Source organism: Rhodococcus sp. IEGM 27 (assembly GCF_033142305.1).
In the GTDB taxonomy this organism is placed as follows: domain Bacteria; phylum Actinomycetota; class Actinomycetes; order Mycobacteriales; family Mycobacteriaceae; genus Rhodococcus_F; species Rhodococcus_F oxybenzonivorans.
The window spans coordinates 185,747-200,253 of record NZ_JAWLSG010000007.1 but is presented as its reverse complement, the minus strand read 5'-3'; the positions used below and the strand labels follow the sequence as shown (position 1 = coordinate 200,253).

12 protein-coding genes and 1 riboswitch are annotated in these 14,507 nt (G+C 68.8%); of the genes, 4 read left to right on the top strand and 8 right to left on the bottom strand.

Annotation, left to right across the window (positions count from 1 at the left end):
* Window positions 1-15 precede the first annotated feature (15 nt).
* Window positions 16-1,149 carry a precorrin-3B synthase gene (cobG, locus tag R4P95_RS24060; RefSeq protein WP_317744707.1) on the bottom strand — a complete coding sequence of 378 codons (1,134 nt, stop codon included), beginning with the start codon at window positions 1,147-1,149 and terminating at the stop codon, window positions 16-18.
* A 6-nt stretch (window positions 1,150-1,155) separates the two neighbouring features.
* Window positions 1,156-1,299: riboswitch (cobalamin riboswitch) on the top strand.
* A 70-nt stretch (window positions 1,300-1,369) separates the two neighbouring features.
* Between cobG and cobN the strand changes: the two genes are divergently transcribed.
* Window positions 1,370-4,972 (top strand): cobaltochelatase subunit CobN, encoded by a 3,603-nt coding sequence (gene cobN / locus R4P95_RS24055; RefSeq protein ID WP_317744708.1) that lies wholly within the window; start codon window positions 1,370-1,372, stop codon window positions 4,970-4,972.
* A 30-nt stretch (window positions 4,973-5,002) separates the two neighbouring features.
* On the top strand, window positions 5,003-5,389 hold the full coding sequence (locus R4P95_RS24050) for a PPOX class F420-dependent oxidoreductase (protein ID WP_213572249.1): 387 nt from the start codon (window positions 5,003-5,005) through the stop codon (window positions 5,387-5,389).
* Here the strand turns inward: R4P95_RS24050 and R4P95_RS24045 are convergent.
* A complete protein-coding gene (locus tag R4P95_RS24045) occupies window positions 5,370-6,320 on the bottom strand; it encodes an ADP-ribosylglycohydrolase family protein (RefSeq protein ID WP_213572248.1) in 951 nt (316 codons plus the stop codon). The genes R4P95_RS24050 and R4P95_RS24045 overlap by 20 nt on opposite strands.
* 246 nt (window positions 6,321-6,566) lie before the next feature.
* Between R4P95_RS24045 and R4P95_RS24040 the strand changes: the two genes are divergently transcribed.
* Window positions 6,567-7,721: a hypothetical protein gene (locus R4P95_RS24040; protein ID WP_317744710.1), complete on the top strand. Its 1,155-nt coding sequence runs from the start codon at window positions 6,567-6,569 to the stop codon at window positions 7,719-7,721.
* A gap of 19 nt (window positions 7,722-7,740) precedes the next feature.
* Here R4P95_RS24040 and R4P95_RS24035 read toward each other — a convergent pair whose 3' ends face one another.
* Window positions 7,741-8,067: an ANTAR domain-containing protein gene (locus R4P95_RS24035; protein ID WP_213572246.1), complete on the bottom strand. Its 327-nt coding sequence runs from the start codon at window positions 8,065-8,067 to the stop codon at window positions 7,741-7,743.
* Window positions 8,064-8,279: a hypothetical protein gene (locus tag R4P95_RS24030; RefSeq protein WP_213572245.1), complete on the bottom strand. Its 216-nt coding sequence runs from the start codon at window positions 8,277-8,279 to the stop codon at window positions 8,064-8,066. Before R4P95_RS24030 ends, R4P95_RS24035 begins: the two co-directional genes overlap by 4 nt.
* Window positions 8,280-8,533: 254 nt before the next feature.
* Here R4P95_RS24030 and R4P95_RS24025 point away from each other — a divergent pair, with 254 nt between their 5' ends.
* Window positions 8,534-9,340: an SDR family oxidoreductase gene (locus R4P95_RS24025; protein ID WP_317744712.1), complete on the top strand. Its 807-nt coding sequence runs from the start codon at window positions 8,534-8,536 to the stop codon at window positions 9,338-9,340.
* Window position 9,341: 1 nt separating this feature from the next.
* Here R4P95_RS24025 and R4P95_RS24020 read toward each other — a convergent pair whose 3' ends face one another.
* From R4P95_RS24020 to R4P95_RS24005, 4 genes are all read right to left on the bottom strand, one after another.
* On the bottom strand, window positions 9,342-10,703 hold the full coding sequence (locus R4P95_RS24020; RefSeq protein ID WP_317744715.1) for a metallopeptidase TldD-related protein: 1,362 nt from the start codon (window positions 10,701-10,703) through the stop codon (window positions 9,342-9,344).
* Entirely contained in the window at window positions 10,700-12,220 is a 1,521-nt protein-coding gene (locus R4P95_RS24015; RefSeq protein ID WP_317744718.1) for a TldD/PmbA family protein, read from the bottom strand. The genes R4P95_RS24020 and R4P95_RS24015 overlap by 4 nt, the downstream gene beginning before the upstream one ends.
* 22 nt (window positions 12,221-12,242) lie before the next feature.
* Window positions 12,243-13,010, bottom strand: a complete 768-nt coding sequence (locus tag R4P95_RS24010) for a TSUP family transporter (RefSeq protein ID WP_317745114.1) — start codon at window positions 13,008-13,010, stop codon at window positions 12,243-12,245.
* Window positions 13,011-13,198: 188 nt separating this feature from the next.
* Entirely contained in the window at window positions 13,199-14,410 is a 1,212-nt protein-coding gene (locus R4P95_RS24005; protein ID WP_317744719.1) for an NAD(P)/FAD-dependent oxidoreductase, read from the bottom strand.
* Window positions 14,411-14,507: the final 97 nt, after the last annotated feature.

Below are 14,507 nucleotides of genomic sequence, written 5' to 3'. Positions count from 1 at the left end.
ATAGAGGCAGTGCTGTCAGCGGTGGTCCACCCGGTAACCGGTTGCGGTCGCAACGACATCGGTCACCTCACCCTTGGGGCGCCCGCAGCAGCGGTCGCAACCCGACCAGTGTTGCCTCCCGTCGGAGGGGAGCTCGCCACCGAGAACGGCGTCCCGGGCGTCGGTGCGTACGTCGGCGAGCGCCTTGTCGCAGCCCGGCCGGCCCGTGCAGGCCGTGACGTTCAACCAGGGGGAGTTCTCGTCGAAGATCAGGCCCATCGGTGCGAGGACGCGGACCACCTGCTCGGCGGACCACTCGTCGAGGTCGCACAGCAGCACCGACCTCCATGGGGTGACGATCACCGGTTTCTCCACCGCGGCCAGGAACTCCGCCATCCTCGAGTCGAGGACCCCGAACGCGAGGCCGCCGCCGAGCGTGACGGTGCCGTCCGGCTGATCCAGCCACCCGATCGGGGGCCGGTGCTCGGCGAACCCGGCCACCGGTTGTGCGGTGGGCGCAAGGGCAAGGGCGGTAAGGGTCCGTTCGACGCCGTCGTCGATCTCGGACAGCCGCCACTGCCCGTCGCGTAGGCCGAGGAAGGTGCGGGCCGCGTCGAGCAGCACGTGCACCGACTGGGTCGCGGAAATCCGGGCCCCGCTGTCGCGGCCGGCCAGCACCAACGCCACCTCGGTCTCGCTCACCGCGTGTATCCCGAAATCGCCGCCGAGCGCGGACACGTCACCGCGGCCGTCGTCGAGGGTGAAGAGGACGCGGCCGGGGAGGTCGGCCAGCGCGGTGTCGGCGCACAAACTCCGGTCGAGTTCGTCGACCACGTCCCGCAGGTCGGCGACGCCACCGATGCGCCCCGTCAACGGCGAGGCGAGGATGTTGCGTACCCGTTCGTGGGTGTGCGAGGGCAGCAGGCCGGTGTCTGCGAGCCGCCTCGCGAACTCCGGGGGATCGCCGACGGCGCGAAGCTGCACGTTGCCGCGGGAGGTCAGTTCGATCTCCCCGTTCCCGAGGTCGCGGGCCGACTCGGCGAGCACCTGCAGCTGCGCGGGCGTGAGAACACCACCGGGCAGCCGCACGCGGGCGAGCGGACCGTCGGCGGCCTGATGGACCTGTAGCGCCCCCGGGCAGGCGTCGGGGCGGGAACGAGGGGCGACCATGGTCCCAGGTTACGTCGGCCGCCCGGTAGCATCACGAGCACTTGCGGCAGCAGGAGAGGAAGCCGGTGCAATTCCGGTGCGGTCGCGCCACTGTGAGCTCGCCGAACCCGGTGGGCGAGCCAGACCCTCACCTGCCGTCCTGTTGACCCACGGTTCCGAAACCGACCCGGTTTTCGGCAACCACCGCCACGGGGCGCGACACCCCAGGAAGGCTCCACCTGTGATCCTGCTGCTCTCCACCTCCGACACCGACCTGCTCAGCGCACGTGCCAGCAAGGCGGACTACCGCTGGGCCAACCCGGCACGGTTACTGGTCGAGGAGGACCTGCCGGGACTGCTCGCGGGCGTGGACCTCGTCGTGGTCCGGATTCTCGGTGGCCGCCGGGCGTGGGAGGACGGGCTCGACGCGGTGCTGGCCAGTGGCCTGCCGGTGGTGGTCCTGGGCGGTGAGCACGCCCCCGACGCCGAGTTGATGGAGTGCTCGACCGTGACCGCCGGCGTCGCCGCGGAGGCGCACAACTATCTGGCCGAGGGCGGAGCCGACAACCTCGCCCAACTGCACCACTTCCTGTCCGACACGGTCCTGCTCACCGGTCACGGTTTCGAGGCGCCGGTGCATCTGCCGAGCTGGGGTCTCGCACCGTTCGCCGTCGAGCCCGAAGCGCAGCGCCCCACCATCGCCGTGCTCTATTACCGAGCCCAGCACCTGGCCGGGAACACCCGCTACATCGAGGCGCTGTGCGCCGCGATCGATGCTGCCGGGGGCAACCCGCTGCCGATCTACTGCGCGTCGCTGCGCACCGCCGAGCCCGAGCTGCTGCAGACGCTGCGCCGCGCCGACGCCATGGTGGTCACCGTGCTCGCCGCAGGCGGCACCAAGCCCGCCGGTGCGTCCGCCGGCGGCGACGACGAGGCGTGGGATGTCGCCGCGCTCGCCGCACTGGACGTGCCGATCCTGCAGGGGCTGTGCCTGACGAGCAGCCGGGAGTCGTGGGAGTCCAACGACGACGGGCTCTCCCCGCTCGACGTCGCCACTCAGGTCGCGGTGCCCGAGTTCGACGGACGCCTCATCACGGTGCCGTTCTCGTTCAAGGAGATCGACGCGGACGGGCTGTCCACGTATGTGCCCGACGCCGAACGGGCATCCCGGGTGGCCGGCATCGCCGTCCGGCACGCCCGCCTGCGCCATATTCCGGCGTCCGAACGTCGCATCGCCCTGATGCTGTCGGCGTATCCCACCAAGCACGCGCGGATCGGCAACGCGGTCGGTCTCGACACCCCGGCGAGCGCGATCCGCCTACTCACCGACATGCGGGCGGCCGGGTACGACCTCGGCCCGGCCGACGGCCCGGACGCGGTGCCCGGTCTCGCCGCGCAGGACGGGGACGCGCTCATCCACGCCCTGATCGCCGCGGGCGGCCAGGACCCCGACTGGTTGACGGCCGAGCAGCTCGAGGGCAATCCGATCCGCATTTCCGCCGCCCGCTACCGGGAATGGTTCTCCGCGTTGCCGGCGGAGCTGCGCGACGGGGTGGAGGAACACTGGGGCCCGGCACCGGGCGAGTTGTACGTCGACCGCTCCCAGGACCCCGACGGTGAAATCGTTATCGCCGCAATGCAGTTCGGCAACCTGGTGCTCATGGTGCAGCCGCCCCGCGGTTTCGGGGAGAAGCCGGTGGCCATCTACCACGACCCCGACCTGCCGCCGAGCCACCACTACCTCGCCGCCTACCGCTGGATCGCCGCGCAGACCGCGGACGGTGGATTCGGCGCCGACGCGGTGGTGCACCTCGGCAAGCACGGCAACCTCGAATGGCTGCCCGGTAAGACCCTCGGCATGTCGGCGTCGTGCGGCACCGACGCCGCCCTCGGCGACCTCCCGCTCATCTACCCTTTCCTGGTCAACGATCCCGGCGAGGGCACCCAGGCCAAACGGCGTGCACACGCCACCCTGGTCGATCACCTGATTCCGCCGATGGCCCGCGCCGAGAGCTACGGCGACATCTCCCGGCTCGAACAGCTCCTGGACGAGCACTCCAACATCTCCGCCCTCGACCCGTCGAAGCTGCCGGCCATCCGCCAGCAGATCTGGACGCTGATGCGGGCCGCCAAGATGGACCACGACCTCGGGCTCGAGGAACGACCCGACGAAGACGTGTTCGACGACATGCTGCTGCACGTCGACGGCTGGCTGTGCGAGATCAAGGACGTCCAGATCCGGGACGGGCTGCACGTGCTGGGGCAGGCGCCCCGCGGCGACGCCGAGGTGGAGTTGATTCTCGCCATGCTCCGCGCCCGGCAGATGTGGGGCGGCGAGCAGAATGTTCCCGGTTTGCGGGAGGCACTCGGACTCAGCGAGGACGGCGACGAATCGCGCACCCGCGTGGACGACGTCGAGGCCCAGGCCCACGCGCTCGTGCGGGGCATGGCCGACGCCGATTGGCGGCCCGAAGCAGCCGACTCGCTGACCGAAGACGCCACGGTCGCGAAGATCCTTCGTTTCGCCGCGACCGAGGTGGTGCCCCGACTCCGGGAAACCGACAACGAGATCGCGCAGGTTCTGCACGCCCTGGACGGTGGATTCATCGCCGCCGGGCCGAGCGGTTCACCGCTGCGCGGGCTCATCAACGTGCTTCCGACGGGCCGCAACTTCTACTCCGTCGACCCGAAGGCCGTGCCGTCGCGGCTGGCCTGGGAAACCGGGCAGGCGATGGCCGACTCGCTTCTCGAGCGGTACCGAGCCGACCACGGGGATTGGCCGCGGTCGGTGGGGTTGTCGGTGTGGGGCACGTCCGCGATGCGCACCTCCGGCGACGACATCGCGGAGGTGTTCGCGCTGCTCGGTGTGCGGCCGGTGTGGGACGAGGCCAGCCGCCGGGTGGTGAGCCTCGAGGTGATCGACCTCGCCGAGCTGGGCCGCCCGCGCATCGATGTGACCGTGCGGATCAGCGGCTTCTTCCGCGACGCGTTCCCGCACGTGCTGGCCCTGCTCGACGACGCGGTCCGGCTCGTCGCCGCGCTGGACGAACCGGCGGAGAGCAACTTCGTGCGCGCGCACGCGCAGGCCGATCTGGCGGACCACGGTGACGAGCGGCGCGCGACCACTCGCATCTTCGGGTCGAAACCCGGAACCTACGGCGCCGGACTGCTGCAGCTGATCGACTCCAAGAGCTGGCGCGGCGACGCCGATCTCGCCGAGGTGTACACCACCTGGGGCGGTTTCGCCTATGGACGCGGACTCGACGGCGCCCCCGCCGCCGACGACATGCGTGCAGCGTACCGGCGAATCACCGTGGCCGCCAAGAACACCGACACCCGCGAGCACGACATCGCCGATGCCGACGACTACTTCCAGTATCACGGTGGCATGGTCGCGACGGTGCGCGCGCTCACCGGGACGTCACCGGAGGCGTACATCGGTGACAGCACCCGACCCGACTCGGTGCGGACCCGCACCTTGTCGGAGGAGACGTCCCGCGTGTTCCGCGCCCGGGTGGTCAACCCGCGCTGGCTCGAGGCGATGCGCCGGCACGGGTACAAGGGGGCGTTCGAGATGGCCGCCACCGTCGACTACCTGTTCGGGTACGACGCCACCACCAACGTCGTCGCCGATTGGATGTACGAGAAGCTGGCCGAGTCGTACGTACTGGACGAGCAGAACCGCAAGTTCATGGAGAAGTCGAACCCGTGGGCGCTGCACGGAATCGCCGAGCGGTTGCTCGAGGCCGCGGAGCGGGACATGTGGGAACACCCCGAGAAGGCCACGCTCGATGGGCTCCGTCAGGTGTACCTCGACACCGAGGGTGAACTCGAGGGCGACTGAGACGGCGTTCCCGCGGGCTAGCATGGCCGGGTGACCACAGAATTCGATCGGGTGTCGGCCGCCAAGTATGTTCTGCTCACCACGTTTCGCAAGGACGGCTCCCCGGTGGCGACGCCACTGTGGGCGGCCCCCGACGGGGACCGGCTACTGATGTGGACGGTCACCGACTCCTACAAGGTGAAACGAATCCGCCGCAATCCGGAGGTCACGGTGGCGGTGTGCGATGTCCGGGGAAAGCCGAAGGGGCCGGAGGTCCCGGGTCGGGCGGTGGTCCTCGATACCGCGGGCACCGATCGCGCGCGCGAGGTCATCGCGCGCAAGTACGGGATTCTCGGGTGGATTTCGATGAAGCTCAGCCTGCTTCGGCGAGGTAGGACGGGCACCATCGGACTCGCCGTCAACCCGGACGACCGGTAGCGACCACCCGCGCCGACGCGAGACCGTCGGCGAGCAGCGCGATCTCCGCGGGATCGGGAAGCAGGACGTCGGCGTGCCAGGGGAGTGCACGCACCGTGGCCTCGGACGACTGTGCCCCGAGGAGACCACCGACCAGGGCGGCGACGGTGTCGGTGTCGCCGCCGAGCCCGATGGCCTGCTCGAGGGCCTCTCGGAGTGGTCGGGCGGAAGCCGCGCAGAACAGCACGGCCGCGAGGGTGTCGTACGGATCGAGTGACACGCCGGCCGCATCGGCCGCCCACTGATCATCGGCGACCGCGGCGAGGAGTTTTTCGATGCGGCGATCCGCACCGCACAGGTGGACCGCGACGGCGGCTTCCTCACGGGCGACCTCCAGTAGTTCACGCCCGGTTGCACCGTCGAGTGCCCATGCCGCGCAGGCCGACATCACCACCGCCGCGCCCTGGGCGTTCGGCGACGGGTGCGTAGTGCGGGACAGCGCGTGGGTGAGGGCCCGGCGACCGTCGGGGTCGTCGACCGGGACGAACCACCCCACCGGCAGCGCTCTCATCACCGCACCGTTCGTGTTTCCGCCCGCCTCAGGTGGGCGGCCGTGGTCGCGGTAGTGCTGGATCGCCGCGTGTGTCGAGGGGCCGATACCGGGAACGCGGTCGGCGCGCTCGCTCAACAACCGCAGGAAGTGCTCCGCCGGATCGGCGTGCGCCGCGGTGATCAGGACCTCAGCCACCAGAAGGGTGAGCGCTGTGTCGTCCGACGTCGAGCCGCGCGGCCAACCCGGGCGCACCGGCAACGCCACCGCCGCCGAAAGGTCGATCTCCGCAGCCGGCGCGCCCTCGCAGGGAACGCCGAGAGCGTCACCGCAGGCATAGGCGCGCAGTGCCGCGCCGATCCGGTTCCGGTAGATGTCCACGGTGACTGCGTCGCTGTCCATCCGGCCTCCCTCCGCCCGCGCGGGCCCGTGTGTGAGGGCAACCTACAACAGCTTTGTCCAGGTTTACAGGGGCAGCCGGCGACGGCGCGCCCGGCGGCAGGGTGGGGATGCGGCCACCCAGGTGTTGGATTTACCCACTCCGGGGTGGTGGCCACCGATCCCGTTGAGCGCGACGATCGACCCTGTGCGCCATGTCAGGTCCCGATCCGCCCGATTGCTCGCCGCCCAGCCGAAGGACGGCACCCGATGAGCCGTCGGATGATGGTCGCGGCCGTCCTCTCGGCGGTCGCGCTGGCTGTCGCGGTGACGGCGTCCGTCGAGTGGCGGATGTGCCGAACAACCTTCGGCCCTACGGAATTGGCGTTGTTTCTGACGGTCGGTGGGGTGTTCGTGGCGGCGGGTCTGGTCGCGGGCCGGCACCGGCCGGCCGACACCCTGGGACACCTGCTGGTGGCGGCCGGGTTGCTCTGGATGACGAAAGGTCTTCGGCTGTCGTCGATTCCGGTTCTATTCACCACCGGCGCGGTCTTGACCAACATGTATATACCGGTGCTGATCCAACTGGTGTTCAGTTTCCCCTGGGGGCGGTTGCACCACCGGTGGGAGCGTCGGTTCCTAGGCGGATGTTACGCGTATTACGCGGTGTCCGTGGTCTTCGAGCTGGCCTTCCTGGACACCCGCCGCGTCGATTCCACCCATCCACCCGGGTTGAACCTTCTCCTGGTACGGGACGACCCGACGGTCTTCGCAGCGATGCAAATCGTCTTCGGAGTCGGGGGAATGGCGATCGGTCTGGTGCTGATCGGTGTCCTCCTCGCGCGGTGGCGTTCGGGTACGCGGGCATACCGGGCCGCCGTCGCACCGTTGTGGTTCGCCGCGCTGCTCGGTACCGCCGCCACCGCGTGGACCCCGCTCGCCTCGGTCTGGGTGCACGGTCCACAACAGGCGTGGACCCTGCTTCTGCGGTATCCGTCGACCGCGCTGATCCCACTCGCCGTGTTGGTGGGGCTGTGGCGATACCGAGTCACCCGGGCTGCGGTGCGCAACCTGTCGATCGATCTCGGCGCCGCCCCCTTCGGTGCGGGCGTGGTCGACGCACTGCGTGAGGCACTCCGCGACCCCAGCCTGGTGCTCTGGTCGTACTCCCGCGCCTACGACGGATATGTGGATGCACAGGGACGACACCAGATCCTTCCGCGAAGAAACGATCCCCGGGAGGCGACCACTCTCATCCACGACGGAGTTCTGATCGGGGCCTTGGTGTACGACAAGGCGGTCTCCGATCAGCCGCGGCTCCTCGCGGAGGTGCGCACCGCCACCAGTCGGGCGCTCGGCGCTCGGCGACGGGACGACGTACTCGGGCAGCGTCGTCGCGGGGTGTCAGCACGGGGCAACAGGTAGCGCGAGGGACGCGATCCCGTCACGCAGTCGGCACCGACAGAGCAGGTGGGCGACCCGACGGCGACAGGGAGGTGGCCCAGTCGCCGAACGCCATCGCACTCGATCCGGCGGGCAGCGGCGCCGCCTGTCGCCGATCGGCCAGTACGACCAGCATTCGTGCGGCGCGCTGCACGCTCACGTGGTGGTGCCGGGAGACATCCAGCAGTTCCTCGAATGCTTCGGCGTCGCCATACCCGCGGCTGGCGATGAGAATGCGCTTCGCTGCGGCGAGAATCTCGCCGGGGCCGGGCGGGTGCGTCGACGTGGTGCCTTCCGGGGAAGGACACAGACGGAGTGAAGTGCTCATACAGCGGCAACGGACAGGGCGGTCGCCAGAAGAACGATCAGTCCCACGGACGCTCCCACCAGCAGCGAGTCGGTAAGGACGCCGCTGCCCACACCGGAGACAAGGCACACGAAGCCACCGAGGGCAACATTCCCGAAGTCGGCTTTCGCCGCGACGATCGATCGGCGCGACTCGGGGGTGAGCGTGTCGCGATCGAGGGCACTGGAGTGCATACAACCTCCTGGGCAGAGTGCAAAAGGACATAACTCGGCGCACGCCGAATACGCGGCAAAGTCACCTGAGTTGTGGTCCCCTTCTCTGGAGACCGAAATGTGACGTCCCTCGCCACTTCCTCGGTGAGTGAGAAATGTCATAAACGGGACGCCTGGACCTTTATAGCGCACACGGGCACCTTATGTCACCTGGACAATTGTCCAGCACGATGCGGCGCCGTTTCGGTGTGCGTCGCCGCGGGTACCGACACGACATGAATTTCCCACGCACCGCGGTCGTCACCGGCTCCGATTCAGGAATAGGTCGCGCAGTGGCGGTGGCCCTCGCGGCAGCAGGGATGAACGTCGGTATCACCTATCACACCGACCGCGACGGTGCACAAGACTCGGCCCGGGAGGTCCGCGACAACGGTGCAGACGCGTACGTCCGCCACCTCGACCTGACCGACCTGCCGCACTCCAGTGCCGTCATCGACGAACTCGCCGCCGAGCTCGGCGGCGTCGACGTGCTGGTGAACTGTTCCGGCACGGGTACCGCGGTGCCGGTCATGGAGATGGACTTCGCGACGTGGCGCGAGGTGCTGTCGGTCAACCTGGACGGCGCTTTCCTGTGCACGCAGCGCGCCGTCCGGCACATGATCGATGCCGGGCGCGGCGGCCGCATCATCAACATCACCAGTGTCCACGAGCACGCACCCAAGTTCGGGGCGGCCCCGTACTGCGCGTCGAAAGCGGGGCTGGGCGGGTTGACGAAGGTACTGGCGCTGGAACTGGCGCAGTACGGCATCACGGCCAATTCGGTGGCACCTGGCGAAATATCTACGCCTATGACGGGACAGACGGACGAGGAGCCCCGTGCGAAGGATCGGCCGGGCGTCCCCGGGCGTCGTCCCGGCGACGCGCGGGAAGTGGCCGCCGTCGTGTCGTTCCTCGCGTCACCCGAGGCGAGTTACGTCACCGGGTCGTCCTATGTGGTGGACGGCGGAATGCTCCTGATGGGGCCGGAGGCCAACGCCCGCTTGCAGAGCGGTGAATGGACGGTCGCATCGGGGAACGCCTGAACTATGATGCCTGACTCACCGAGGACATGTGGAAGTCGGGAATCCGCAACGGCGGCATGGCTGTTCGGGTGAACCAGTCCTTCCATTCCCGCGGCAGCGTGCGTTCGGTGGCCCCGGCCTGGGAGACTCTTCGGAGCAGATCGAGGGGGCTTTCGTTGAATCGGAAGTTGTTCACGGCGCCCGTCACCTTCCCGTTCTCGACGAGGTAGACGCCGTCGCGGGTCAGCCCGGTCAGCAACAGGGTCGCCGGGTCGACCTCGCGGATGTACCACAGGGTGGTCAGCAGCAACCCGCGTTCGGTCTCGGCCACCATCTGATCGAGCGACAGCGAACCACCCGCGTCGAGAATTAGGTTGTCCCCAGGCACGGTGACCTCGGCGCCGAACTCCCGGGCCGCCGCACGCGGATAAGCGAGTGCATGGACCGAGCCCTCCCGCACCCAGTCGACGCGGCCGGCGTCCAAGCCGTTGTCGAACACCGACACCGACTCGGAGGAGGATCGGGTCGCGACGAACGGGGCGTATTCCAAGCCCAGTGCGGCGGGATCGGAGGTGAGCGTGAGAGGGAGCGCGGAGAGGCGTTCGCCGATTCGGGTGCCGCCGGGCGCCGACAGCGCGGAGTGCCCTTCTTCCGCGGCCCTGCCCTCCATGGTCCACATGAGATAGATCATGAGATCTGCCACGGCCGACGGCGGAAGAAGAGTTTCGTAGCGGCCGGCGGGTAGCTCCACCCGGGTGCTCGCCCAGTCGAGGCGCGTGGACAACTCCTCGAGCATCTTCGAGCCGGGGACGTCGGTGAAGTCCTTGGTGCTCGTGCCCACCCACGCGCTGGCGTCACCGCGTTTGGCATTGATCTCGACGGACCCGGTGGGCTGGACGAATCGACGCCGGATCCCGGTGGAGGTGCCGAGCCAGGTGGTGTGCAGTTGGTGATGGGCGAAGCCGTAGAGCTGATCGCTGCCGTCGAACCCCATCGCAAGGTCCTGGGCGAGTTGCTCGAACGCGCCGATCTCGGTGACGGCGGCCGTCTCGTCCCACTGCGGGTCGGTGTCGGTCGCGGCGAGTAGCGGCATCGCGTCGGAGGCGGGACCGGCGGCGCGAGCGGCAGATTCGGCCGAACGGACGACGCCGTCGATGTCCGCGGCGTCCACGGAGGCCGAGGTGACGATCCCGACCTTCGCCTCGTCACCGTCCCGGACGATGGAGACCACCGTCCAGCTGCGTGACGTCGAGAGGCCGTTGGTGGTCATCGAGTTGCCGGCCCACCGCAGTGCGGCCTCGCTGGCGTCGGTGACGAGGACGATGGTGTCGTCCACCGTGGCGCGGGCGAGGACCTGCTCGACGAGTTGCTGCGGGGCGATCATCGGGCACCTTCCGTCCGGGTGTTCAAAACGTTGACGCCGCGGAACAACGCGGACGGGCAGCCGTGGCTGACAGCCGCGACCTGACCGGGTTGCGCCTTGCCGCAGTTGAACGCGCCGCCCAGTTGCCAGGTGGAACGTCCCCCGAGGGCCTCCAGCGACCCCCAGAAGTCGGTGGTGGTCGCCTGATACGCGACGTCGCGTACCTGCCCGTCGATCCTGCCCCCGCGGATGCGGTAGAACCGCTGGCCGGTGAACTGGAAGTTGTACCGTTGCATGTCGATCGACCAGGACTTGTCGCCGACGATGTAAATCCCTTCCTCCACGCCGGAGATGAGGTCCGTGGTGCTGCGATCGGTGTCCGGGTCGGGCTGGAGCGACACGTTGGCCATGCGCTGAATGGGCACGTGATGGGGCGAGTCGGCGTAGGAGCATCCGTTGGACCGGTCGAGGCCCAGTCGTGGCGCGAACGCCCGGTCGAGTTGGTAGCCCACCAGCACACCGTCCGTCACGAGGTCCCAGGACTGCGTTTCGACGCCCTCGTCGTCGTATCCGACGGTGGCCAGGCCGTGGGGTACCGTCCGGTCCGCGGTGACGTGCATGATCGGGGTCCCGTACCGCAGGGTGCCGAGCTTGTCGGGTGTGGCGAACGAGGTGCCCGCGTACGCGGCCTCGTACCCGATCGCCCGGTCGTATTCGGTGGCGTGCCCGATGGATTCGTGGATCGTCAACCACAGGTTGGTCGGGTCGATCACCAGGTCGGTGGGTCCGGCCACCACGGTCGGGGCCTTCACCTTCTCGGCCAGTAGTTCCGGGAGTTCGGCGAGTTCGGTGGTCCAGTTCCACGTGTTGTCGGATCGGAGGTATTCCCAGCCGCGGCCGACCGGGGGCGCGAGCGTGCGCATGGTCTCGAACACCCCTGCCGACTGATCCACGGTGGTGGCCTCGAGTTGTGGGTGCAGGCGAACCCGCTGCTGCACGATGGAGGAGCCGGCGAGGTCGGCGTAGAACGTCTGTTCTTTCACCTGCAGGCACTCGGCGGTGACATGGTCGACACCGTCGGTCGCGAGCAAGCGATGGGAATACTCGCCGAGCAGTGAAATCTTCTCTGCTGTCGGCACTTCGAACGGGTCCACCTCGTATTCCGACACCCACTGGGCCTCGGCGTACACCGGTTCGTCGGCGAGTTCGACCTGTTCCCGGTTCAGTCCGCGCAACGCCCTCGCCACCGCGACCGCCTGCTCCGCCGTTGCCGCAGCGGTGGCCGGGGTGAGCTCGGCGTGCGAGGCGAACCCCCACGTGCCCTCCACCACCACGCGGACCGCGAAGCCCACCTCGTTGGTGTCGACCGCCGCCTGAACCTTGCCGTCGCGCAGCCGAAGAGACTGGCTGGTCAGTCGGTGAACCCGCAGATCGGCGTGGGAGGCGCCGGCCGCGCGCGCGGCGCCGAGTGAGGCGTCCGCCAGCACACGCAGAGGGAGGGCGAGGAATTCCGGATCAACCTGTCGTGGAGCCGTCACGGGGACCACCGTAGTCGGAAACTCAACCGAACTGTTGCCAACCCAGCCGCAGCACCATGCCGATGACCACCACCAGCAGGGTAATTCGGACGAATCCGGCACCCTTGCTCAACGCCATGCGCGAACCGACGACCGCGCCCAGCACATTGCACATCGCCATGCCGAGGCCCAGCGCCCACAACACGTTTCCACTGGCCGCGAAGAACGCCAGCGCACCGAGGTTGGAACCGAGGTTGATCACCTTCGCCATCGCGGCGCTGCGCACGAACTCGGTGCCGAGGAACGTCGCGAAGATGATGATGAGGAAGGTTCCGGTGCCGGGGCCGAACAGCCCGTCGTAGAACCCGAGCAACCCGCCGGCCAGCAGTACGACGGCGACCATCTTCCGCTGCGTCGGCGGATCCTTCGCCAGGGTGATGCCGAGTTGCGGCCGTGCGGTCACGAACACGGCGACACCAACGAGAACCACCATGATCAGCGGGATGAAGACGTCCTTGTCGATGCGGGTCACCGTGGCCGCGCCGAGCGCGGACGTCGCCGCAGCAAGGAGACCTGCTGGGATCAGTAGCCGCCACGCCATCCGGACACGTCGTGCGAAGGTCACGACGGCCGCGAAGGTGCCGGTCACCGCGGTCAGTTTGTTCGTGCCCAACGCGACCTGGGGCGTCAGGTGCGGGGCGACGAGGAACAGCGCCGGGATGAGGATCAACCCGCCGCCACCGACCACGGCATCGACCCAACCAGCGGCTGTCGCGGCGATCAGCAGCAGACCCCAATCGCCGGCGGTCACTGCCGAGTCGCTGCCGCGGTCGGAGTGGGCGAACTTCTGCGGACCAGCGATCGTCGGGGCACGGCTCACCATAGTAGGAGTGGGCACGGTCCCTACCTGCGTTCGGGCGCTGTGACCGCACAGCTACTGGGGTTTCGGCCTTGGGGTGCAGTGCTGAAGCAGTTGAGTGACACGGTGTTCCGGAGCCGCTAGAGGCGGCCGCCGAGGATGAGATTCCAGTAGATCCGCGGCAGCGCGTAGCGGTCGAACGCCCAGGCTGTGCGGCGCGGCTTCAGTGGGTCGAGGAACGAGGGAAGCGACGAGGCCACCGAACCGGTGCGGTCGTACTCGCCGGCGATGAGTCGCCGCGAGCTGATCGTGATGGGGGCGACGGTATATCCGTCGTAGTCGGTGAGGGCTCGTCCCTGCCTGGTAGCGAGCAGATTGTCCACCAGAATCGAAATCTGCTGTCGCAGAGCACCACCGGACGGGTCGGTGTCGACGGCGGCTCCGTCTCCCGCCGCCCAGACGTTCGGGTGCGCGCGATGCCGGAAGGTGTGCGGATCGATGTCGACGAGTCCGTGCGGATCGTCCCCGGTCAGGTTCGACGTCTCGAGCCAGCGCGGACCCCGGAAGGGCGGCACCAGGTGGAGCATGTCGTACGACAGGTGCTCGGGGGTCCCGTCGGAGTCGGTCACGGTGATCGCGCGCTCGTCCGGTTTCAGCTCGGTGACCGTGGTGTCGTGCCGCACGCGAACGCCGAGGTCGCGGAGATGATCGAGGAGCCGGGCGTCGAGGTCCGGAACACCCAACAGTTGGGGGCGGTCAATGACCAGCGTGATGTCGACACCCGGCAGCCGTCCGGTGTGCTTCCAGTGCGCGGCGGCCAGGAACAGCGGTTTGACAGTGGTTCCGGTGCAGCTGACCGGTGGGCGCGGCACGGTGAACACCGCGTGCCCTCCGGCCGGCATCGCCTGCACCAGCTTCCACGTCTCCTCGGCGCGGTCCACATAGTTGCTCGCCACCGCGGAAGTGTGCAGTGCCGCGTCGATACCCGGCAGGGCGTCGGTGTCCGGCACCAGGCCGGGCCCCAGCACCAGGTCGGTGTACCCGTAGGTCCGTCCGGACGCGCACCGCACGGTTTTCGCCGCCGCGTCGACGACCAGGGCCGTGTCCTGAAGCCAGGTGCACCGGTGCGGCGTCACCGATCGTTGGGTGCGTTCTGCGCTCCGCAGGGAGGCCTGTCCGCCGCCGACGTAGGACAGCAGCGGGCGGTAGGTGTGCACGCGCTGCGGCTCCACCACTGCGACGTCGGTGATGCCGCGGCGGATCAGCCGCCCTGCCGCACTGAGTCCGGCGTTACCGCCGCCGACGATCAGTACATCGAAGGATCGGTCACTCTCGCCGCCGTTGGCATTCATTCTTCGGGCAGTACCCGGGACGGAAGTCCGGCAATCATCCAGGACGTGAGGTCCCCTGGCGGTGGCACGTGCTCACCTCGTGGGTCCGCACTACCTA

Coding starts and splice junctions, on each gene's coding strand:
- cobG (WP_317744707.1), bottom strand. CDS start 1,149: ATGGTCGCCCCTCGTTCCCGCCCCGACGCCTGCCCGGGGGCGCTACAG.
- R4P95_RS24045 (WP_213572248.1), bottom strand. CDS start 6,320: ATGGACAGCGACGCAGTCACCGTGGACATCTACCGGAACCGGATCGGC.
- R4P95_RS24040 (WP_317744710.1), top strand. CDS start 6,567: ATGAGCCGTCGGATGATGGTCGCGGCCGTCCTCTCGGCGGTCGCGCTG.
- R4P95_RS24035 (WP_213572246.1), bottom strand. CDS start 8,067: ATGAGCACTTCACTCCGTCTGTGTCCTTCCCCGGAAGGCACCACGTCG.
- R4P95_RS24030 (WP_213572245.1), bottom strand. CDS start 8,279: ATGCACTCCAGTGCCCTCGATCGCGACACGCTCACCCCCGAGTCGCGC.
- R4P95_RS24025 (WP_317744712.1), top strand. CDS start 8,534: ATGAATTTCCCACGCACCGCGGTCGTCACCGGCTCCGATTCAGGAATA.
- R4P95_RS24020 (WP_317744715.1), bottom strand. CDS start 10,703: ATGATCGCCCCGCAGCAACTCGTCGAGCAGGTCCTCGCCCGCGCCACG.
- R4P95_RS24005 (WP_317744719.1), bottom strand. CDS start 14,410: ATGAATGCCAACGGCGGCGAGAGTGACCGATCCTTCGATGTACTGATC.